We start from the raw sequence: 19,957 nt of genomic DNA on the forward strand, positions 1-19,957 counted from the left end.
CCGAGGATCCGCACCTTCGCCGGATCGCTCGTGACCTTGGCCGAGATGCCGACCGGATGCCAATAGCGGCGCATCAGCTCCCCGCACGGCGTTCCCGGCTCCACCAAGGTCAGGAAGTCGTCGGAACGCCCGGGCTGCTTGCCATAGCCACCGCCCTGCTGGCGCTTGCCGAGAAACACGATCGGTTGCTGACGAGGAGACGCGGTGTCGTTCATGGATGAGGGCTTGCGAAATGGACGCTGGCGACATTGCCTCGACCCCGTGATCGGGATCAATTGATTGCATTATGCAAATGATTATGTCGCCTCGCAAGTCGGCTCATGCCCGCGAGAAACGATGCATCGTGCCCGCATGGCGCGGGCGCGGACCTTCAATCGTCTTCGCCTTGCTTCGTGGCCAGCACGCCTTGCGCGAGCGCCGCCACCTGCGCATCGATGCGTTCCAGGATGCTCTCGAGGCTGCGCACTTCCTGCATGGTGAGACCCGCGCGCAGAAAGAATTCGTTGGTCATCGCGCCCTGCTCGATCTCGTCGTAGGTCGAGCGGCCATGCGGTGTCAGCTGAAGGCTGGCGCGCCGGCGGTCGGCGGGGTCCGCTTCGCGCGTGATCAGGCCCCGCTTCACCAGCAGATCGATGGAACGCACCACCCGATAGGGATCCGAGGAGGTCTTGGCGCCCAGCTCGCCCGCCGAAAGAGGCCCATATCGAGCGATCACGGCCAACGAGCGCCAGGCCGGCATCGTGAGCTGGTGCTGTTCGACGTACTTGGCGGCCATCACCGCGCCGACGCGAGAGGCCACCAGGCCGAAACGGTAGGAGATCCAGTTCTCCAGGGGAAGCTTCTTCTTTGAGGCCATGACTGCCAGCGCGAGCTGCTTGAGCAAGGGTTTCCGAGGATAGCGCAGCGATCCGGTCGAGCGCGGTCGCCCTGGACCGCCTCGCCAGTCCGTCCTGGGATGCCAAACACCGATTGCAGGCTCGGTTTTTTATTTTCATAATGCAAGTATCAAGGCGCGGTTTCGGGCCGAGACGGACCGGGACCGGATGCTTGGATGGATGGCGCCTTGCCGAGCAAGAGACAGAACATTCACAGGAGACAGACCCAATGAAATACAGAAGCCGCTCCGCGCTCTTCCTGCTGCCGCTGGCGTTCGGCCCCTGGGCAGCCCGCGCGCAGGACCCATGGCCCAACCATCCGGTCCGGCTGATCATTCCCTTTCCGCCGGGAGGATCCACCGACTCGCAGGGCCGGCTGGTCGGCCAGCACCTCGGCGAACTCTGGAGACAGCCGGTCATCGCGGACAACAGGCCGGGGGCCGGGACCGTGCTGGCAACCAACACGGTGGCGAAGGCACAGCCCGACGGCTACACCCTCGGGATCGTGGTGTCCTCGCATGCCATCAATCCCACGCTGCGCCCGAACCTTCCCTACGACACCCTCAAGGATCTGCTGCCGATCTCGGAGATCGGCGTGCAGCACATCATCCTCGTGGCCAACCCATCGCTGCCGGCCGCCAACCTGCAGGAGGTGCTCGAACTCGCGCGCAAGGACCCCGGCAAGCTCAGCTACGCCAGTCCCGGCAGCGGCACGGCCCATCACCTCGTCATGGAGCTTCTCAAGTCCAAGACCGGCGTGAACATCGTGCATGTCCCCTACCGCGGAGGCGCTCCCGCGCAGCAGGACGTAATGGGCGGGCAGGTGCCCCTGTTGATGGACACGTACTACGCCAGCGAGGCGCTCATCAAGGCCGGCAAGCTCAAGCCGATCGCCCTGTTCAGCCCGAAGCGGCCAGCCAGCGTGCCCGACATCCCCGTGGTCGCGGAGACGGTTCCCGATGTCTCGGCCACCAGCAGCGTCGGCCTGGTCGCGCCCGCGGGCACGCCCTCCGCCGTCATCGCCAGGATCAGTTCCGACATCGCGCGATCGGTGCGGACAAAGGCCTTCGCCGACCGCCTGCTGACGATGGGCCTCGACCCCGTGGGCTCCTCGCCGCAGGAGTACGACCAGCGGATCCGCGGCGACATCCTCAAGTGGGCGCCCGTGATCAAGGCGACCGGGGCCACGGCCGACTGAGCAGCGCCAACACGTGCATCGGGGGTCTGCCGAATTCATTGTTGACACATCAACGTTGATAGATCAACAATTAGCGTTTCGCAAGCTTCCGAACTCACCATGCCGGCCAAGAAAACGCCTTCCGCACCTCGGCGCGCCCAGCGCGCCAGCCCTCCCGCCAGGACGCAGGAGCGCAGACACGACGGCCATGACCCCGTCGTGGGACGGCCGGTGCCCGGGCTCGCCACCGACTTCATCGGCTGGCTGGTCACGAGCCTGTCCGTGCGATTGAGCCGCAGCGCTTCGAGCTACTACATGCAGCGCTGGGACATCGGGACCACCGAATACCGGCTGCTGCTGGCGCTGGGCGTCGAGCACGAATGCAGCGCCGCGTTCGTGGCCGCCGCCGCCGATGTCGACAAGGCTGCGGCCAGCCGAAGCCTCCAGGTCCTGAGCCAGCAGGGCCTGGTCGTTCTCGCCCGGCATGGGCGGGAGATGACGATCAGCCTGACCGAAACCGGGCGCTCGCTCTCGCAGGAGCTCTACAGCACCTCGCTGCAGCGCGAAACGCGCCTAACCCACGGCATGAGCGCGGCGCAGGTCAAGCGATTGCGCGCGGACCTGCACCAGCTGATCGAGAACCTGCCGCGGATGGGTGACGACAGCCTCGACGCCGATCCCGCGGACTGACTTCCTCCACTCCAAGACAACCCCACGCGAACCATGCTCAGCAAAGAAAACAACGACCTCCTGACCCGCACCGGCCCCGACACCCCCATGGGCCAACTGATGCGCTGCTTCTGGACACCGGCCATGACCGAGGCCGAAGTGCCGGCCGCCGACGAGGCGCCGGTGCGCCTGCAACTGCTCGGCGAAGCACTCGTGGTGTTCCGCGACACCGAAGGCCGGGTCGGCGTGCTCGACCAGCACTGCCCGCACCGCGGCGCCAGCCTCTTCTTCGGACGCAACGAGGAAGGCGGTGTTCGCTGCGTCTACCACGGCTGGAAGTTCGGCGTCGATGGCGAATGCCTCGACATGCCGACCGAGGCATCCGACAGCCCCATGCGATGCAAGGTGCGCGCGCGCGCCTACCCGGCGCGCATCGCCGGCGGCGTGCTCTGGGTCTACATGGGCGAGCCCGACAAGATGCCGCCACTGCCCGACTTCGAGTGGCTCGGACTGCCTTCCTCGCACGTCTACGTTTCGCGCTGGGAACAGGATTGCAACTATGCGCAAGCCATGGAAGGAGAGCTCGACAGCGCGCACGTGGGCTTCCTGCACAGCCTCGTCGACAAGACCCACGACGACGACCGCGCGCTGACGGGGCGCTTCTTCAAGAACGACAAGGCGCCGCTGTGGAAGATCGTGCCGACGCCTTCCGGCTTTCTGGCCTGCAATGGCCGTCGCGTCGACGAAAGCCAGCGCTACTGGCGCGTGAACCAGTTCCTGCTGCCGTTCTACACGATGATTCCGCCGCACCCCGCCGAGGCCCGGCTGGTGCGCATGTGGGTGCCGATGAACGACGAGCGCTGCTGGGTGCTGTGCGCCACCTTCCGGCCAGACCGTCCGCTGGAGGAGAAGGAGCTCACGGCCTGGCGCAACGGCGACTATGCGCACCGCCGGGTGATTCCCGGCACCACGCGTCCCACCGAGCGGCTGGACAACGACTACCTGATCGATCGGCAGCAGCAGAAGACCGTCTCCTTCACGGGCATCGCGGGTATCCGTGCGCAGGACGCGATGGTGTCGGAGTCGGCAGGTCCCATCGTGGACCGCACCCGCGAGCACCTGGGGAGCAGCGACCGTGCCGTGGTCGCGATGCGCCGCTCGCTCATGGAGGCGGCGCGCGCCTGCGTGGACGGCCAGCGGCCCGTCGGACCCGACCACCCGTACCTCTACGGCGTTCGCGCCACCCAGACGGTTCTGCCCGAAAGTCTCGATCCCACCGAGTCCGACGAGCTCATGGGCACCGCGCGTCCCAAGGATCTGCCAGCCGCCGCGGCCTGAGCCGGTTGCAAACAACGGCAGCACAAGAGGCGTCCACGCCCCGCTGCCCCGCCCCTACATGCCAAACACCAGGAGACCCACGATGAAATCCCCCCATGCCCGGTCCGGCGCGCGAGCGCTGATCCGTTCCATTGTTCTGGCCGGCCTCTTCAGCCTCGGCCTCGCGCAGAGCCAGGCGGCCGAGACCGATTACCCAAAGCAACCGGTGAGCATCATCGTGCCCTTCGCACCCGGCGGCAGCCTCGATGCGACGGCGCGCGTCATCGCCGAGAAACTGCGCGACTTGCTCGGCCAGCCCGTGCTGGTGGTGAACCGCCCCGGCGCCGGCAGTGCCGTGGGAGCGCGCTACGTCGCCCAGGCCAAGCCGGACGGATACACGCTGTTCATCGCCTCCGGCTCGGCCTTCGGCTTCCTGAACCTGATCGTTCCGAACTTCGAATACCAGCTGAAGGACTATGCCCCGCTGGGTGGCGTGGCCGTCTACACCTCGCTGTTCGCGACCAACGCGTCGGTGCAGGCCAAGACCCTGCCCGAACTGGTGAAGCTCTCGCACGAAAGGCCCGGCGGCCTGAGCTTCTGCACGACGGGCGTGAGCGGGCTGAACCACCTCCAGCTCGAGATGTTCAAGGGCCTGGTCAAGACGAAGACCGGGACCGCGCTCAACGTGATCCACGTGCCCTACAACGGCGTGGCACCGGCCCTCACCGCGCTGAAGGCCGGCGAGGTGCAGGCCTGCGCGCTGCCCTACAGCACCATCGTGCGCAACTTCGAGGGCAACGGCATCCACAACATCGCGGTGCAGCGCCATGAACGGCTGAAGGCCATGCCCCAGGTCGGCACGACCGGAGAACAGGGCTACGCGGAGATGGACGACAACGAACAGCTCGTGACCCTGTCGGCGCCCGCGGGTACGCCGGCCCCGGTGATCGCCAGGCTCGAATCCGCGCTGCAGACCACGATGAAAGACCCCGAGATCGTGAAGAAGCTCAACGACCTCGACGTGCAACCCACCTTCGTGGGCTCGGCCGAGGCGCGCAAGTGGCTCGAGAAGGATGTCACCAAGTTCAGCAAGGTGATCAAGGCAGCCGGCCTGGCCGTGCAGCAGTAACGAGGAAGGATGACGAGGCCGCATCCGATGCGGCCTCGAATGGACATGCAGCAAACGACCACCGACACCCCCTCGCAGACCGATGAACTCCTGCGGGTTCGGGTGAGTGCCATGCGCCTGGAGTCGCCCGACGTGCTCAGCATGGAGCTGAGCGGCGTCGATGGCCTGGAACTCCCTCCGGCGTCACCCGGCTCCCACGTCGACGTGCGCCTGCGCGATGGACTGACCCGCCCGTACTCCGTCGTCAGTGGCGACGAAGGCATCTACGTGCTGGCCGTGAAGCGCGAGCCGTCGGGCCAGGGCGGCTCCGCCCATGTACACGAGCGTCTTCGTGTCGGCGACGTGATCCGGGTCTCGGCGCCGCGCAATCATTTCGCGCTGGCCGACGGCACGGGTCCCGCCGTGCTGATCGCGGGGGGCATCGGCATCACGCCGCTGCTTCCGATGGCGCGTGCGCTCGAGCGCGCGGGCCGTCCCTGGCGCCTGCACTATGCCGCGCGCGGCACCGCGGCAGCCCCTTTCGTGCGCGAGCTTCGACAGCTGGGCGACCGGGTCCGCCTGCACGACAGCGAGACCGCCGGACGGCTCGACCTGGCCGCGCTCGTGGCGAAGGCGGAGCCCGGAGCGCATTTCTATTGCTGCGGTCCCGCGGGCATGCTGGATGCCTTCGCCGAGGCGACGCGGGATCTCGATCCGGCGCGCGTGCATATGGAACGCTTCGGCGCCGCCGCACCGCCCGCGGATGCGGGCAGCTTCGAGGTCCGGCTCGCGAAGAGCAATCGACGCGTGCTCGTGAAACCGGACATGAGCACCCTCGACGCATTGCTCGAGGCCGGCGTGGACGTGGATTACTCATGCCGGCAAGGCATCTGCGGCGCCTGCGAGGTCCGCGTGCTCGAAGGCGTGCCGGACCACCGCGACGAGATCCTGACCGATGCCGAGCGGGCCAGCCACAAGACCATGATGGTGTGCTGCTCGCGCGCCTGCAGCCCGGCCTTGGTTCTGGATCTCTAGGAGCCTGCGCAGCTTCGGACAGAGGAATGCCCCTGGTACGGGCAGGTGCACGATTGCACGCAGGGGTGGAGGACGCTCGAATAGGCGCTTTGCCGCTCCACCCAGCCCTGCCCCGATGACCGCATTGCTCCCCATCGACATCGCACCGCAACTCTCGCTCTCACGCGTCGTGCTCGAACGCCACCTGCCCGGCCGCATCGAATCCCTGCACCTGTTCGGCTCGGCCGTCGACGGCGGCCTCCAGCCCGAGAGCGACATCGACCTGCTGGTCTGCGTGGCCGCACCGCTGACGGCCGCGACCCGGCAGGCGCTGATGACCGACCTGCTTTCGGTGTCGGCCCCGCCCGGTACCGACGCGGCGCTGCGCCCGCTCGAGGTGACGATCGTCGTGCACGACGAGGTGCTGCCCTGGCGCTACCCGGCGCGGCGCGAGCTGCAGTTCGGCGAATGGCTGCGCGACGCGTTGAAGGCCGGCATCTTCGATGCGCCCGAGATCGACCGCGACCTCGCGATCCTGCTGACCAAGGCCAGGCAGCACAGCGTCGCGCTGATCGGCCACGCCGCTAAGACCTTGTTCGATCCGGTGCCCGCGAGCGACTTCGCACAGGCGCTGCACGACACCATCGGCATCTGGAACGAACCCGCGGACTGGGATGGCGACGAGCGCAACGTGGTGCTCGCGCTGGCGCGCATCTGGTTCAGTGCCGCGACCGGTGGCATTGCTTCGAAGGATGCGGCTGCGGCTTGGGTGATCGAACGGCTTCCTGATGAACTGCGCCCGTTGATGGCGCGGGCGAGAGAGGCTTATCTGGGGCAGGCGGCGGACGACCTGGCGTCGCGGCAGGGTGAGGTGGCGGCGTTCGTGGCGCATGCCAAGCAAGCTGTCGAGCGGGCGTTGGCATCGAAGGAGGCAGGGTTGCCCTTCGCCGACAACGTGCGCTAGAGCTGGGTCGGATCCAGCTGCGCCTGCTCGGCCACGGCCCGCACCCCGCCGAATGCCTGCGTCATCTGGCGCAGCACGATCAGCAGCTCGGCCTGGTCGCCATCGGCCAGGACGCCATTGATGACGTCCATCGCAAGGGCCGGATCGCTGCGGTACAGCTCGGCCATTGCGTCGTCATGCGGCTTGCCTTTCGGCATCCGCTCTCCACTGCCAGTGGTTGCCATTTTTTTCCACTCCCTTCGCTTCACGCCTGCGCTGACCACCCGAAATCTACCCCGACACGCTGATCCGAATCAACGTCCGCTCGACCTTGCCGCGCCACCTGCGCGCTTTGCTTTCGCCCTCCCTGCCCCGACGCTTCGTTTCTCCTCGCCCGCCCGCAGCTCATGCACCAAATCCACCAACGCCCGCAACGCCGCAGGCAGATGCCGATGCCCCGCGTAATAAAGGCACAACCCCGGCACCGGCACCGTCCACTCGTCGAGCACGCGCACCAGCCGACCGCTGGCGAGGTCTTCGGCCACGTACCACTCGGCCAGTTGCGCAACGCCGACGCCTTGCCGCACCGCCTCCAGCATAAGCATCGGCGCATCGAGCACCAGCGGCCCCGGCACATCCACAGTGAAAGGCTCGCCGCCCTGCGCGAACTCCCACGGTGAGGGCACGCCGCTCGGCAGTCGCGCGCGGATGCAGGCGTGTTGCATCAGGTCGGCCGGCACCTCGGGCCGGGGGCGGTTCGCGAAGTAGTCGGCCGACGCCACCACGGCCATGCGCAGGCTGCCGCCGAGCGGCACGCGCACCATGTCGCGCGGCACCAGCGGCGCGAGGCGCAGGCCGGCGTCGAAGCCCTCGGCGACGATGTCAACCATGCGGCCCTCGGTGACGATGTCGACGGTCACGCCGGGATGACGGCGCAGGAACTCCGCCACCAGCGGGCGGAACACCATGAGCGCCGCGCCCAGCGCGCTGTTGATGCGCAGGGTGCCGCCCAGCGTGGCGCGGCGCTCGCCCACGCTGTCCATCGCATCGCGGATGTTGGTGACGGCCGGGCCGATCTGCTCGACGAACTGACGGCCGGCCTCGGTCAGCGAGACGCTGCGCGTGGTGCGATGGAACAGCCGCGCGCCGAGCCGGGCCTCGAGGCTGGACACGGCATTGCTGACGGCGGTGGTCGACATCTCCAGTTCCACCGCCGCGGCGCGAAAGCCCTGCCGCCGCGCGACGGCCAGCACCACCTCGAGTTCGATCAGGCCGCTCTTGTGCATTGTTCCGATTTTCTGGATGAGTCATCTCATTTTGATCGGATTCTCAAAACGATGGCGGATTCCTAGACTGCCTTCAACCCCGCCAACCGCCGGCAACAAGCCAGGAGTCAGCACCATGTGGAACATCGACAAGGCCTACATCGACGGCGCCTTCGTGCCCGTGCAGGGCACCGAGGTCGTCGAGATCGCCAACCCCGCGACCGAACAGCGCATCGGCAGCGCAACGCTCGCCAACCGCGACGATGCGAAGCGCGCGATCGCGGCCGCGCAGCGCGCCCAGCCCGCGCTGGCCGCCACCGGCAAGGCCGAACGCATCGAGATGCTGGATCGCCTGCGCACCGCGGTGCTCGCGCGCACCGACGCGATCCGCGACGCGACCATCGAGGAATACGGCGGCCCGCTCGCGCGCGCCCAGTGGGTCAGCGACTACGCCTCGCAATGCTTCGCCAACGCGGCACACACGCTCGAGGCCTTCGAATTCACGCGCCGCGTGGGCGATTCCACGGTGACGCTGGCGCCAGTCGGCGTGGCCGGGCTGATCGCGCCCTGGAACAGCGTCGCCGGCTCGGTCTGCAGCAAGCTCGCCTCGGCGATCGCGGCCGGCTGCGCGTCGGTCATCAAGCCCAGCGAGCTGGGGCCGATCCAGGCCCGGGTGGTGACCGAGGCGCTGCACGACGCGGGCCTGCCCGCGGGCGCATTCAATGTGCTGCTCGGCCGCGGCGCCGACGTGGGCGACGAGATCGCCACCCATCCCGGCATCGCGAAGCTGTCGTTCACGGGCTCGACGCCCACGGGCAAGCTGATCGCGCGCGCCGCGCTCGACACCATGAAGCGCGTGAGCCTCGCGCTCACCGGCAAGTCGGCCTCGATCGTGCTCGACGACGCCGACTTCGCGAGCGCGCTGCCGCTGGCGCTCAACGCGGCCTTCATGAACAACGGCCAGGCCTGCGTCGCGGGCACGCGGCTCCTGATCCCGCGTGCGCGCATGCCGGAAGCGATCGAGCGCATCGCCGCCATCGCGACAGCGCTGCGCGTGGGCGATCCGCGCGATCCGGCCACGGCCATCGGGCCGTTGCTGAACGCGGCCCAGTTCGAGCGCATCCAGCGCTTCATCCGGCGCGGCAAGGAACAGGGCGCGACGCTCGTGGCCGGCGGCGAGGGCCGGCCCGAGGGGCTGTCGCACGGCTGGTACGTCAGGCCCACGGTGTTCGCCGACGTGCGCAACGACATGGACATCGCACGCGAGGAGATCTTCGGGCCGGTGCTGTCGGTGCTCGGCTACGAAGGCGAGGACGAAGCCGTCGCGATCGCGAACGACTCGCCCTACGGACTGCAGGCCTACGTGTTCTCGTCCGATGCGCAACGCGCCGGCCGCGTCGCCACGCGCCTCGAGGCCGGCACGGTGCTCGTCAATCGCATCGCGCCCGACCTGCTCGCGCCCTTCGGCGGGGTCAAGCAGTCGGGCGTCGGTAGGGAGTTCGGGGTCTTCGGGCTCGAAGCCTTCCTCGAGCCGAAGACGATCACCACCGCCTGAGCCTGCCCGTGCCGATCAGGCGATCAGGCCGGCCCGCCCGAAGTAGTGGTCCGCAATCACCGGATCGTTCGCCAGGTCGCTCGCCATGCCCTCGTGCACGATGCGCCCCTGCTCGAGCACCGCGGCGCGGTGCGCGGTCTGCAGCGCGAGGCGCGCGTTCTGCTCCACCAGCAGGATGGTCATGCCCTCGCGGTTGAGCTGCACCAGCGCGCGGAACACCTCCTTGATGATCACGGGCGCGAGCCCGAGGCTGGGCTCGTCGAGCATCAGCACGCGCGGGCGCGCCATCAGCGCGCGGCCGATCGCGAGCATCTGCTGCTGGCCGCCCGACAGCGATCCCGAGAGCTGGTGGCGCCGGTCCTTGAGCACCGGGAACAGCGCATGCACGCGCTCCAGGTCCTTCGCGTCGCTGCCGCGCACGCCGGCGGCCTGGCGGCCGAGCTCGAGGTTCTCGGCCACCGACAGGGGCGCAATCACGCGCCGGCCCTCGGGCACCTGGATGATGCCGGCGCGCGAACGCAGGTGCGCGGGCATGCGGCCCAGCGGCTGGCCCTCGAAGCGGATCTCGCCGCCCGCGGGCACGAGGCCCGAGAGCGCGTTCACCAGGCTCGACTTGCCGGCGCCATTGGGGCCGATCAGCGCGAAGATCTCGCCCTGCTTCACATGGAGGTTCACACCGCGCAGCGCCTGGATGCCGCGGTAGTGGACGTCGAGGTTCCGGATCTCGAGCATGGTTCAGGCCCCCAGATAGGCTTCGACGACCTTCGGGTCGCGACCCACCGCCTCGGGCAGGCCGTCGGCGATCAGCCGGCCCGAGGCCAGCACGTAAAGGTGCGAGCACAGCGACATGACGAAGCGCATGTTGTGCTCGATCAGCAGCACCGCCACGCCGCTGGCGGCGACGTTGCGGAAGATGCCCGCGAGGCTCTCGGCCTCGGCGTCGTTCATGCCGGCCACGGGCTCGTCGAGCAGCAGCAGCTTCGGGCTCGTGGCCAGCGCGCGCATCATCTCGATGCGCCGCTGGTGGCCGTACGAGAGGCTGCCCGCGCGGTGCTCGGCCAGCGCGGCCATGCCGAAGCGCTCGAGCAGTTCCATCGCGCGCGCATCGAGCTCGCGCGCCTCGGCGCGCGCCGACGGCAGGCCCAGCAGGTTGGCCCACAGGCCGGACTTCTCGTGCCGGTGGAAGCCCGCCACCACGTTCTCGCGCACGCTCGCATCGGGCACCAGCCGGATGTTCTGGAAGGTGCGCGCCACGCCGGCGCGCGCGAGCGCGGGCGCCTCGTCGCGCGATACGTCGCGGCCCTCGAGCAGCACCCGGCCCGCCGTCAGGTGCAGCAGCCCGGTGATCAGGTTGACCACCGTGGTCTTGCCCGCGCCGTTGGGGCCGATCAGGCCGGTGATCTGGCCGGCCGGCACCTGCAGGCTCAGGCCGTCGACCGCCGGCACGCCGCCGAAATGGCGGGCCACGCCTTCGAGAACCAGGGTCGCGGTCATGGGCGCACGCCTCCTTCGATCGATGTCTTGACGATGGGTGCCTTGGGCACCGCCGGTGCCGCGGGCGCGCGCGCCGCATGCCCCGCCTGGCGCCGCAGCCGGCGGTCGTGCAGCAGCGCGATCGCGGTGTCGGCCACGCCGCGCGGCAGGTAGACGATCACCAGCATCAGCAGGATGCCCTGCACCACGTTGCGGTAGTCGGCGAACACGCGGAACATCTCGGGCAGCGTGGTGAGGATGGCCGCGCCCACGAGCGCGCCCCACACCGAGGTGCGCCCGCCGAGCACCACCATCGCGAGCACCGCCACCAGCATGCCGAAGCCGAACTCGCCGGGCGTGATGGCGTAGCTGCTCGAGGCCTGCAGCGCGCCGCCCAGACCCGCGAGCAGGCCCGAGAGGATGAAGGCGATGCGCTGGTGGTAGGGCACCGAGATGCCGAGCGACACGGCCACGGTCTCGTCCTCGCGGATCACGTCCATCGCGCGGCCGATGCTGTGGCGGCCCATCGCGGCCAGCAGCACCACCACCGCAACCACGATCACGAGCAGCTCGCCGGTGCCGGCCACCTTCGGAATGCCGCTGATGCCGATCGCGCCGTTGGTCACGCTGGTCCAGTTCTGCGTGGCCGACAGCACGATCTGCACCATGGCCAGGGTGGCGACCGCCTGGAACACGCCGCGCAGCCGCGACAGCGGAAAGGCCAGCACGGCGCTCGCCGCGCCGCCGAGCGCGGTGCCCGCGGCGATCGCCGCCAGCGGCGGCCAGCCGGCCTTGACCACCAGCAGCGCGCAGCCATAGGCGCCGATGGCGGCGAAACCCGCGCTGCCGAGCGAGAACACGCCCGCGCGCAGCACCACGTACTGGCTCATCGCGAGCATCGCGTAGACCAGGATGTGGTCGAACAGCGACTGGTAGGTGTAGAAGAAGTTCATCATGCGCGTTGCACCCGCATGGCGGCGGACGATTGACCGAACAGCCCGGTGGGCCGGACCAGGATGACGACGAACAGCGCGGTGAAGACGATCGCCTCCGCCACGCCCGAGGAGACGTAGGCCACCGCGAGCGTCTGCACGATGCCGATCGCGAGCCCCGCGATCAGCGCGCCCGGAATGCTGCCGAGCCCGCCGAGGATGATGATCACGAAGGCGCGCAGCAGCAGCGGCTCGCCCATCGCGAAGTGCACCGAGTTGAAGACCAGCCCGATCAGCACGCCGGCCATGCCCGCGAGCGCGCCCGAGATCAGGAACACCTGCATGTTCACCGGCCCGGGGTTGATGCCCAGCAACCGCGAGGTCTGCTCCGAATAGGCCACGCAGCGGATGCGCTGGCCGAATCCGGTGCGGTAGAGGTACCAGACCAGGCCGAACACCATCGCCACCACCAGCGCCACGATCACCAGCTGCAGCAGCTGCACGCGCACGCCGCCGATGGTGTAGATGACCACCGGGAAGGCATCGAAGGGAAAGCGCATCACGGCCGTGTTCGACAGCTTCTGCGCCAGCGCCAGCAGCACCAGGTCGGCGCCGATCGACGAGACGATGGCCGAGAACTCCGGCGCGCCACGGCGGCGCAGCGGCCGGAACGCGAACAGGTCGAGCGCCACCGACACCAGCCCGCCCGCGAGCATGCCGATCAGCAAGGCGACGTAGATCGGCGCGTCGAGCACCGTGACCGCGTACAGGCCCGCGAACGCGCCCCACATGAACACCGAGCCGTGGGCCATGTTCATGATGTGGTTGACCCCGAACAGAAGGGTAAACCCGAGCGCGAACAGCGCGTAGACGCTGCCCACGACCACGCCATTGAGTAGTTGTTGCATCAGCATGGCGGCGATCATCGGAATGCGGCCCTTGGTTGTATGTCCCCTTGCGGTGGTACGGGTGCGCCCGGGGCCGCCGTCCCCCGCATGGGGACAGACGCGCGCGGCGCGCCTGCGGACACTGGGCGAAGCACTGTGCCGACCCTGGAGACCCCATGCGCTTTCCGCAACTGCCCGTCGAGGACGAGCTCGAGATCCGTTCCCTGTTCGCCCGCTACGGCCACCTGGCCGACGCCGGCGACCCCGACTTCGCCCAGCTGTTCACCGAGGACGCGAGCTGGACCCGCGCCAACTCGCCACCCGCCTCGCAGGGCGGCAGCGGGCTGCCACCCGAAACCATCCGCGGCCGCGACCATCTGCTCGCGCTGATGGAAGAGGTGATGAAGAAGAAGTTCAGGCAGCGCATGCACCACCAGATGACCGACTTCTACGCCGTGCCCGGCGAAGGCGCCGACGAGGCCCACGGCCATGCGCGCGCGCTCATCACCGACTGGCGCGACGGCCCCGGCAAGATCGCGATGTTCGGCAAGTACGACCTGCGCTTCCGGCGCACCGGCGAGGGCTGGCGCATCGCCGACATGACCGTGCGCGTGCTGCCGAGCGCGGATTGAAAAGGACCGACCCATGAACGCCACCGCCACCCTGTCCGTTCCCGACGCACCGGTCCTCGACGAGGATCCGTTCTCCGACGCGAACATCGCCGATCCCTATCCGCTGTTCGACCGCATGCGCGAGATGGCGCCCGCGGTCTACGTCGCGCCGCACGGCTACTACGCCGTCACGCGCCATGCCGAGGCCGGCATCGTCGCGAGCGACTTCGAGCGCTTCACGGTCGAGGGCGGCGTGGGCATGAGCGACATCCGCAAGCCCGGCGCCTGGCGCACGCGCAGCCCGATCTCGGAGATCGACCCGCCCGAGCACACGCGCGTGCGCGCCGCGCTGCAGCGCATCCTGTCGCCGCTGGTGGTCAAGAGCTGGAAGGAGAAGTTCGCGCAGCGCGCCGAGGAGATCGCCGAGGCCGCGGTGGCGCGCGGCCGCGTCGACGGCGTGGCCGACATCACCGAGGCCTACGTGCTCGAGGTGTTCCCGGCCGTGCTCGGCATCGCGGTGCCGCCCGAGCGCATCAAGCTCACGGGCGAGCTCAACTTCAACCAGCTCGGGCCGAACAACGAGCGCGTGGCGCAGGCGCTCGAGCGCGCCGCGCCGATCATGGACTGGTACCAGCAGGTGCTGCAGCGCGAGCACACGCTGCCCGGCGGCTTCGCCGAGAAGATCTACGAGGCCGAGGACGCGGGCCATTTCGACAAGGGCACGGCGCCGCTGCACGTGCGCTCCTTCTTCCGCGCCGGCGTCGACACCACCATCGCCGGCATCGGATCGACGCTCAAGCTACTGGCCGAGCACCCCGACCAGTTCGCGCTCGTGAAGGCCAACCCGGCGCTCATCAAGGGCGCGTTCGAGGAGGCGCTGCGCCTGGAGTCGCCCGCGCAGGTGATGTTCCGCACCACCACGGACGAGGTCGAGCTCGGCGGCGTGCGGCTGCGCGCCGACACCAAGGTCGGCTACCACATGGGCGCCGCCAACCGCGACCCGCGCCAGTGGCCCGACCCCGCGCGCTTCGACGTCACGCGCCAGACCGCGGGCGTGCACCGCGCCTTCGGCGTGGGCGCGCACGTGTGCATCGGCCAGATGATCTCGCGGCTCGAGGCCGAGAGCATCCTCGGCGCGCTGGTGCGGCGCGTGAAGCGCATCGAGCCCGCGGGCGCATCGCGCTGGCGTCCGGTCAACACGCTGCGCACGCTCGACGTGCTGCCGCTGCAACTGATAGCCGAATAGCTTCGGCGCCGCTTCGGGTCGGTCCGTCCCCTGCGATGGGGACTGACGCAACCCGGATGCATGAAGACACTGCCATGGCCCCCTGAGAAAAACCGCGCACCTTCGCGCGCCCTTGGAGACACACCATGACCATGCATCGCAGAGCCGCCGTCGCCGGCGCGCTGCTTCTCGCCTTCAGCGGCCTCGCCTTCGGGCAGGGCAAGGAGATCCCCGTCGGCGTGTTCAACGCCATGACCGGCACCTACGCCTTCGGTGGCGTGCCGATCCAGAACGCCATGAAGCTCGCGCTGGAGGAAGCCAACGCGCAGGGGCTGCCCGGCGGCAACAAGTTCAGGATCGTCGAGGGCGACACCGCGGGCGACAAGGGCCAAGTCATCAACCTCGTCAACCAGTTCGGCAAGCGCGACAACGTGATGCTGATCCTCGGCCCCACGGTCAGCGCCGAGGCCCTGGCCGGCGCGCCGGTGGCCAACGACCTCAAGCTGCCGATCCTCGCCATCGGCAGCTCGCCCGGCATCCTCGCCACCGGCCCCTGGGCCTTCAAGATCCAGGCCACGCCGACCGACATCATGGGCTTCCTCGGCAAGCTGGCCTCGGAGAAGCTCGGCGTGAAGCGCGTGGTGCTGCTGCACGACCAGAGCAGCGACGGCTACATCGGCCAGAAGAACGCGCTGGCCGACTACTTCACCAAGGCCGGCGTCACCATCGCGGCCGACGAGAAGTTCATCTCCTCCGACTCCAACTTCCTCGCGCTCGCGACCAAGGTCGCGACCACGCCCACCGACGCCATCTTCATCGCCGCGCCGGCCGAGGTCTCGGCCAACCTGATCCTGCAGATCCGCCAGGCCGGGCTCGAGTCGAAGGTCAAGTTCATCGGCCCGTCGACGCTGGGCTCGGCCGGCTTCATCAAGGCCGGCGGCAAGGCGGTCGAGGGCACCTACTTCGTGTCGGACTATTCGCCCAGCAATCCCTCGCCGATGAACCAGGCCTTCGTGAAGGCCTACCAGGCCAAGTACAAGGCCGCGCCCGACAACTGGGCCGGCATGGGCTACGCGCTGGGCCAGGTCGCGGTGCAGGCGGTGAAGAACGCCGGCCCGAACCCCGACCGCACCAAGATCCGCGACGAGCTCGCGAAGCTCAACAAGGTGCCGATGGTGCTGGGCAACGGCACCTGGAGCGTGGACGCGGGGCGCAACCCGAGCTACGGCGGCGTGCTGCTGCAGGTGAAGGGCGGGGAGTTCGTGGCGGTGCAGTGATCGCCTGAGCGGGGGACGGCAAGCGCGGACGCCGGGCTTGCCGCACAATGCGCCGTCCTTTCGACGCCCCCGGCCATGCCCCTTCCCAAGACCGGCCTGCTCGCGCAGGTCTCCGCCGCTCACCTCGTCAGCCACCTGCACATCATGGCGCTGCCCGCGCTGTTGCCGGTGTTGCCCGGCGCGTGGGGTCTGAGCTTCGTCGAGCTCGGCCTTGCGCTCAGCGTGTTCAACGTGGTCTCGGCGCTGGTACAGGCGCCGCTGGGCTTCGCGGTCGACCGCTTCGGCGCGCGGCGCCTGCTGATGGCCGGCCTGCTGCTGGGCAGCGCGGCCTTCGGCTCGCTCGCGTTCTCGGGCCACTACGCCTGGCTGCTCGTCGCGATGGCGCTGGCGGGCATCGCCAACGGCGTCTACCACCCGGCCGACTACGCGATGCTCTCGGCCGGCATCGACGGCGCGCGCATGGGCAAGGCCTTCTCGGTCCACACCTTCGCGGGCTTCGTCGGCGGCGCCATCGCGCCGGCCCTGTTGATGGGCATCGCCAGCACGTTGGGCGTGCGCTGGGCCTTCGCCGCCACCGGCCTCGCGGGGCTGCTGGCCTGGGCCTTCCTGTTCGCGGGCGAGAAGCCGGCGCTCGCCGCGCGACCCGCGAGCAAGCCGAAGACCGCTGGCGGCAACGGGGCTGGCGTGCGCATCCTCACGCCCGCGATCCTCACGCTCACGCTGCTCTACGTGCTATTGAGCCTCAGCACGAATTCGATCGGCAGCTTCTCGGTGTCGGCGCTGGTCGGCGGCTATGGCGTGAACCTCACCTGGGCCAATGCGGCGGTCACGGCCTTCCTCTTCGCCAGCGCCTTCGGCGTGCTGGCCGGCGGCGCGCTGGCCGACCGCACGCGCCGCCATGGCCTGGTGGCGGCCGTCGCGTTCGCGGGCGCCGCCGTGCTCGCGGCGCTCGCCGCCTGGGGCCGGCTGCCCGATCTCGCGCTCGTGCTGTGCCTGGGTGCCACCGGTTTCCTGACCGGCGTGATCACGCCTTCGCGCGACATGCTGGTGCGCGCCGCCGCCCCGCCCGGCGCCGAGGGCCGCGCCTTCGGCATCGTCTCCACCGGCTTCAACATCGGCGGCGCGGTCGGCCCGATGCTGTTCGGCTGGCTGCTCGACCGCGGGCATTTCAGCGGCATCTTCTGGGCCGCGGTGGTCTTCATGGGGCTGACCGTGATGCTGACCCTGCTGCAGGAACACCGCGCCGCGCGCGTGCCGCGGCCACTCTCTCGCCCCGCCGCGGGCTGAGGAAGACGGGGCGGCGACCGACACGCCCTTGCCGCGCGGCTGGGCACACTCGGTCATCGACATCACCCGGGCGCACCGCGCGCTCCCACCGCATGCTGAGCTACGCAATCCAGAAGGTCGGCGACGACTTCCAGCAGACCCACCCGCAGGGCGAGACCACCCTCCTCGGCTTCATGGCCGCGATCGATGCCCATCCGTGGCTGCAACAGCACCGCGAATGGAACGAGCAGCAGGACGGGCCGCTGCCCGCGCTCGTGCTGCGCAATGAGGCCGACCAGCGCGAGCTGTGGGTCACGCTGCTGGGCGAGGGCACCGACCGGCGCGGCGAGTACCAGCTGCAGTCGGTGGCGATGCGCCCGCGCAAGGGCTTCTTCGGCAAGGGCAAGCTCGAGCAGGACGTCGCGGTGTTCGAGACCCGTGACCGCGGCGAGCTCGATCGGCTCTGCGAGCTGTTCTGCGACGGGCAGTACGAGGCCCTCGACCGCGAAGCGGGGCGGATGGCGGCGCGCGAGGACGACAGCGATTGATTCGCCGCGCCCCCGGGCGCTCTATCGGCCGGCGGGATTCGCGAGATTGACGGCCTTGCTGCCGGACAGCAGCTTCTTCGCTTCCGCCTCGTCGGCTCCCCTGACCGCCGCGCAAGTCATGCTGGGGCTGACGACGAAGTAGTTCGACGATGCCTTCGCGGCGTCGAACTTCAGCGAGTCCTCCTTCCAGGTCGGCGTGAAGCCGCCGAAGCATTTCACCCCCAGGTAGTGCTCGCCGGGCGACACCTGGAATTCGGCGTGCTCTCCGGAGCCGATGCCGAAGATGTCCTTGCCATCCATCGCCACCGTGTAGCCATTGGCCGCGCCGACGATGCTGCTGATGCGGACCACCACCACCTTGGCGGCGACCGAAGCATCCGGGACCTCGGGCAACGGGCCGAGCCTGCCGGAGGTCGTGCCACAAGCGGCGAGCAATGCGGCCGTGGCCGCCAACACGAGCGTCTTCATCATCCTGTCTCCCTCCTGGTGATTGAATGGATCGAGCAACACAGTTGCATCGATGCGCTTGCGAGCGCGCGAGATCATATCGCCGGGATGGCGCACCACGGCCCGCGCGCAGATTCACCGTTTTCCGTTATCCTCCGCCCCGCCCGGACACCAAGATCCGGCCCTTGCAAGAAGGGGCGTTCACCGCCCGGAGACGGAGAGAGACAGATGAAATCGATGGCGTTCTGGCGTCCGCTGCTCGCGGCCGCCACGATGGCGGCTGCGGTGCTGCCGGCTGCGGCGGTGCAGGTGGTGGTCGGGCAGGTGGCCCCGATGTCGGGGCTCGAGGCGCGGCAGGGACGGGCCTTCGGGGTCGGCCTCAAGCTGAGCTTCGACGCGATCAACAAGGCCGGCGGCATCAACGGCCACACGCTGGGCCTGGTGCGCAAGGACGACCTGGGCCAGCCCGAGCAGACCGTGGCGCTGACCAGGGCCCTGGTCGCGGAGAGCCGGCCGATGGTGCTCGCGGGCTACTTCGGCACGCGCAACATCGCGGCGCTCGTGGCCTCGGGCACGCTCGAGAAGGAGAAGCTCGCGCTGGTGGGCTATCGCTCGTCGGAGCTGCGCGCGCCGCCGCCACTGCTGTTCAACATGCATGCCGACCTGCGCGAGGAGCTGACCAAGATCACGCGCCACCTCGCCACCATCGGCATCAACCGGCTCGGCGTCTTCTACGAGGACGTGCCCGCGTCCGGCGAACTGCTCAAGCTGATGGACGAGCTGGCCGCGGCCTCGTCGTCGCGCATCGTGGTGCGGGCCTCGTACCCGGCGGGCACCACCAAGGTGGGCGACGCCGCCGAGGCCTTCCTCAAGGAGCCGCCGCAGGCCATCGTGATGCTGACCAGCACCGGCGCCGCCGCGGCCTTCATCGAACGCTACCGCATGGCGCCCAAGGGCACGGCGCAATTGGTCGCGCATTCGGGCGTCGACGTGGAGCAGCTCTCGCAGCGGCTGTCGGAGCAGCACATGCAGGGCATCGTGATCGCGCAGGTCACGCCGAGCCCGTTCCGCATCTCGAGCAAGCTGACGCGCGAGTTCATCGAGGCCACGGCCGGGCAGACGCTGGAGGTGCCGGTCAGCTACTCGATGTTCGAGGGCTACATCACGGGCCGCGTGATCGCCGAGGCCGTGCGCCGGCAGGGACGCACGCCCACGCGCGAAGGCATGGCGGCGGCGCTGGCCTCGCTGGTGAACTTCGACTTCGGCGGCTACGTGGTCGACCTCGGCCCCAATGCCGGCGGCAACGGCACGCGCTTCGTGGAGCTCACGATCCTCAGCAACGCGGGCAAGATCCGGCAGTAGCGCCGG

20 protein-coding genes and 2 pseudogenes are annotated in these 19,957 nt (G+C 69.2%); 13 read left to right on the forward strand and 9 right to left on the reverse strand.

Annotated elements, in window-relative coordinates; translation table 11 throughout:
- Both KV106_RS02730 and KV106_RS02735 read right to left on the reverse strand, forming a co-directional pair.
- Positions 1–215: pseudogene (locus tag KV106_RS02730) on the reverse strand (hypothetical protein); the annotation flags it as partial.
- A 155-nt stretch (positions 216–370) separates the two neighbouring features.
- A complete protein-coding gene (locus KV106_RS02735) occupies positions 371–883 on the reverse strand; it encodes a MarR family winged helix-turn-helix transcriptional regulator (protein ID WP_261205979.1) in 513 nt (170 codons plus the stop codon).
- Positions 884–1,104: 221 nt separating this feature from the next.
- Here KV106_RS02735 and KV106_RS02740 point away from each other — a divergent pair, with 221 nt between their 5' ends.
- The 6 genes from KV106_RS02740 (at position 1,105) to KV106_RS02765 (ending at position 7,124) form a co-directional block, all read left to right on the forward strand.
- Positions 1,105–2,073: a Bug family tripartite tricarboxylate transporter substrate binding protein gene (locus KV106_RS02740; RefSeq protein WP_261205981.1), complete on the forward strand. Its 969-nt coding sequence runs from the start codon at positions 1,105–1,107 to the stop codon at positions 2,071–2,073.
- 99 nt (positions 2,074–2,172) lie between these two features.
- Entirely contained in the window at positions 2,173–2,742 is a 570-nt protein-coding gene (locus tag KV106_RS02745) for a MarR family winged helix-turn-helix transcriptional regulator (protein WP_172705342.1), read from the forward strand.
- A 33-nt stretch (positions 2,743–2,775) separates the two neighbouring features.
- Positions 2,776–4,059 (forward strand): Rieske 2Fe-2S domain-containing protein, encoded by a 1,284-nt coding sequence (locus tag KV106_RS02750; protein WP_261205983.1) that lies wholly within the window; start codon positions 2,776–2,778, stop codon positions 4,057–4,059.
- An 82-nt stretch (positions 4,060–4,141) separates the two neighbouring features.
- Positions 4,142–5,167, forward strand: coding sequence for a Bug family tripartite tricarboxylate transporter substrate binding protein (locus tag KV106_RS02755; protein ID WP_261205984.1), 1,026 nt, complete (start codon positions 4,142–4,144; stop codon positions 5,165–5,167).
- A gap of 45 nt (positions 5,168–5,212) precedes the next feature.
- Complete coding sequence (locus tag KV106_RS02760) at positions 5,213–6,181, forward strand: PDR/VanB family oxidoreductase (RefSeq protein WP_261205985.1); 969 nt, start codon at positions 5,213–5,215, stop codon at positions 6,179–6,181.
- Between the two features lie 115 nt (positions 6,182–6,296).
- Entirely contained in the window at positions 6,297–7,124 is an 828-nt protein-coding gene (locus tag KV106_RS02765) for an AadA family aminoglycoside 3''-O-nucleotidyltransferase (RefSeq protein WP_261205986.1), read from the forward strand.
- Here the strand turns inward: KV106_RS02765 and KV106_RS02770 are convergent.
- Positions 7,124–7,321 (reverse strand): annotated as a pseudogene (locus KV106_RS02770) (helix-turn-helix domain-containing transcriptional regulator); the annotation flags it as partial. The gene KV106_RS02765 and the pseudogene KV106_RS02770 overlap by 1 nt on opposite strands.
- Before the next feature lie 96 nt (positions 7,322–7,417).
- Positions 7,418–8,389: a LysR family transcriptional regulator gene (locus KV106_RS02775; protein WP_261205987.1), complete on the reverse strand. Its 972-nt coding sequence runs from the start codon at positions 8,387–8,389 to the stop codon at positions 7,418–7,420.
- A gap of 115 nt (positions 8,390–8,504) precedes the next feature.
- Here KV106_RS02775 and KV106_RS02780 point away from each other — a divergent pair, with 115 nt between their 5' ends.
- Positions 8,505–9,923 (forward strand): aldehyde dehydrogenase family protein, encoded by a 1,419-nt coding sequence (locus tag KV106_RS02780; RefSeq protein WP_261205988.1) that lies wholly within the window; start codon positions 8,505–8,507, stop codon positions 9,921–9,923.
- 15 nt (positions 9,924–9,938) lie between these two features.
- Here KV106_RS02780 and KV106_RS02785 read toward each other — a convergent pair whose 3' ends face one another.
- From KV106_RS02785 to KV106_RS02800, 4 genes are read right to left on the reverse strand one after another with little or no spacing between them, the layout of a single operon-like run.
- Positions 9,939–10,655, reverse strand: a complete 717-nt coding sequence (locus KV106_RS02785; RefSeq protein ID WP_057594136.1) for an ABC transporter ATP-binding protein — start codon at positions 10,653–10,655, stop codon at positions 9,939–9,941.
- Between the two features lie 3 nt (positions 10,656–10,658).
- A complete protein-coding gene (locus KV106_RS02790) occupies positions 10,659–11,417 on the reverse strand; it encodes an ABC transporter ATP-binding protein (RefSeq protein ID WP_057594135.1) in 759 nt (252 codons plus the stop codon).
- Positions 11,414–12,349: a branched-chain amino acid ABC transporter permease gene (locus KV106_RS02795; RefSeq protein WP_261205989.1), complete on the reverse strand. Its 936-nt coding sequence runs from the start codon at positions 12,347–12,349 to the stop codon at positions 11,414–11,416. Before KV106_RS02795 ends, KV106_RS02790 begins: the two co-directional genes overlap by 4 nt.
- Positions 12,349–13,254 (reverse strand): branched-chain amino acid ABC transporter permease, encoded by a 906-nt coding sequence (locus KV106_RS02800; protein WP_256222704.1) that lies wholly within the window; start codon positions 13,252–13,254, stop codon positions 12,349–12,351. The genes KV106_RS02795 and KV106_RS02800 overlap by 1 nt, the downstream gene beginning before the upstream one ends.
- 137 nt (positions 13,255–13,391) lie before the next feature.
- Between KV106_RS02800 and KV106_RS02805 the strand changes: the two genes are divergently transcribed.
- The 5 genes from KV106_RS02805 to KV106_RS02825 all read left to right on the forward strand — a co-directional run bounded on the left by KV106_RS02805 (position 13,392) and on the right by KV106_RS02825 (position 18,142).
- Complete coding sequence (locus tag KV106_RS02805; protein WP_261205990.1) at positions 13,392–13,847, forward strand: nuclear transport factor 2 family protein; 456 nt, start codon at positions 13,392–13,394, stop codon at positions 13,845–13,847.
- 13 nt (positions 13,848–13,860) lie between these two features.
- Positions 13,861–15,072, forward strand: coding sequence for a cytochrome P450 (locus KV106_RS02810; RefSeq protein ID WP_261205991.1), 1,212 nt, complete (start codon positions 13,861–13,863; stop codon positions 15,070–15,072).
- A gap of 131 nt (positions 15,073–15,203) precedes the next feature.
- Positions 15,204–16,328: an ABC transporter substrate-binding protein gene (locus KV106_RS02815; protein WP_261205993.1), complete on the forward strand. Its 1,125-nt coding sequence runs from the start codon at positions 15,204–15,206 to the stop codon at positions 16,326–16,328.
- Positions 16,329–16,403: 75 nt separating this feature from the next.
- Complete coding sequence (locus KV106_RS02820) at positions 16,404–17,615, forward strand: MFS transporter (RefSeq protein ID WP_261205994.1); 1,212 nt, start codon at positions 16,404–16,406, stop codon at positions 17,613–17,615.
- A 92-nt stretch (positions 17,616–17,707) separates the two neighbouring features.
- Positions 17,708–18,142 carry a hypothetical protein gene (locus tag KV106_RS02825; protein ID WP_261205995.1) on the forward strand — a complete coding sequence of 145 codons (435 nt, stop codon included), beginning with the start codon at positions 17,708–17,710 and terminating at the stop codon, positions 18,140–18,142.
- Positions 18,143–18,163: 21 nt separating this feature from the next.
- Here the strand turns inward: KV106_RS02825 and KV106_RS02830 are convergent, their stop codons facing one another.
- On the reverse strand, positions 18,164–18,613 hold the full coding sequence (locus tag KV106_RS02830) for a hypothetical protein (protein ID WP_057594129.1): 450 nt from the start codon (positions 18,611–18,613) through the stop codon (positions 18,164–18,166).
- A gap of 204 nt (positions 18,614–18,817) precedes the next feature.
- On the opposite strand from KV106_RS02830, the gene KV106_RS02835 reads away from it, so the two are divergent.
- The gene (locus KV106_RS02835; RefSeq protein ID WP_261205996.1) at positions 18,818–19,951 is read left to right on the forward strand and encodes an ABC transporter substrate-binding protein; all 1,134 of its coding nucleotides are present in this window, start codon (positions 18,818–18,820) and stop codon (positions 19,949–19,951) included.
- Positions 19,952–19,957: the final 6 nt, after the last annotated feature.

The organism is Variovorax endophyticus, assembly GCF_025376855.1.
In the GTDB taxonomy this organism is placed as follows: Bacteria; Pseudomonadota; Gammaproteobacteria; order Burkholderiales; family Burkholderiaceae_C; genus Variovorax.

Coding starts and splice junctions, on each gene's coding strand:
- KV106_RS02760 (WP_261205985.1), top strand. CDS start 5,213: ATGCAGCAAACGACCACCGACACCCCCTCGCAGACCGATGAACTCCTG.
- KV106_RS02825 (WP_261205995.1), top strand. CDS start 17,708: ATGCTGAGCTACGCAATCCAGAAGGTCGGCGACGACTTCCAGCAGACC.
- KV106_RS02755 (WP_261205984.1), top strand. CDS start 4,142: ATGAAATCCCCCCATGCCCGGTCCGGCGCGCGAGCGCTGATCCGTTCC.
- KV106_RS02810 (WP_261205991.1), top strand. CDS start 13,861: ATGAACGCCACCGCCACCCTGTCCGTTCCCGACGCACCGGTCCTCGAC.
- KV106_RS02800 (WP_256222704.1), bottom strand. CDS start 13,254: ATGATCGCCGCCATGCTGATGCAACAACTACTCAATGGCGTGGTCGTG.
- KV106_RS02740 (WP_261205981.1), top strand. CDS start 1,105: ATGAAATACAGAAGCCGCTCCGCGCTCTTCCTGCTGCCGCTGGCGTTC.
- KV106_RS02815 (WP_261205993.1), top strand. CDS start 15,204: ATGCATCGCAGAGCCGCCGTCGCCGGCGCGCTGCTTCTCGCCTTCAGC.
- KV106_RS02835 (WP_261205996.1), top strand. CDS start 18,818: ATGAAATCGATGGCGTTCTGGCGTCCGCTGCTCGCGGCCGCCACGATG.
- KV106_RS02820 (WP_261205994.1), top strand. CDS start 16,404: ATGCCCCTTCCCAAGACCGGCCTGCTCGCGCAGGTCTCCGCCGCTCAC.
- KV106_RS02785 (WP_057594136.1), bottom strand. CDS start 10,655: ATGCTCGAGATCCGGAACCTCGACGTCCACTACCGCGGCATCCAGGCG.
- KV106_RS02805 (WP_261205990.1), top strand. CDS start 13,392: ATGCGCTTTCCGCAACTGCCCGTCGAGGACGAGCTCGAGATCCGTTCC.
- KV106_RS02745 (WP_172705342.1), top strand. CDS start 2,173: ATGCCGGCCAAGAAAACGCCTTCCGCACCTCGGCGCGCCCAGCGCGCC.
- KV106_RS02765 (WP_261205986.1), top strand. CDS start 6,297: ATGACCGCATTGCTCCCCATCGACATCGCACCGCAACTCTCGCTCTCA.
- KV106_RS02780 (WP_261205988.1), top strand. CDS start 8,505: ATGTGGAACATCGACAAGGCCTACATCGACGGCGCCTTCGTGCCCGTG.
- KV106_RS02830 (WP_057594129.1), bottom strand. CDS start 18,613: ATGATGAAGACGCTCGTGTTGGCGGCCACGGCCGCATTGCTCGCCGCT.
- KV106_RS02750 (WP_261205983.1), top strand. CDS start 2,776: ATGCTCAGCAAAGAAAACAACGACCTCCTGACCCGCACCGGCCCCGAC.
- KV106_RS02795 (WP_261205989.1), bottom strand. CDS start 12,349: ATGAACTTCTTCTACACCTACCAGTCGCTGTTCGACCACATCCTGGTC.
- KV106_RS02775 (WP_261205987.1), bottom strand. CDS start 8,389: ATGCACAAGAGCGGCCTGATCGAACTCGAGGTGGTGCTGGCCGTCGCG.
- KV106_RS02790 (WP_057594135.1), bottom strand. CDS start 11,417: ATGACCGCGACCCTGGTTCTCGAAGGCGTGGCCCGCCATTTCGGCGGC.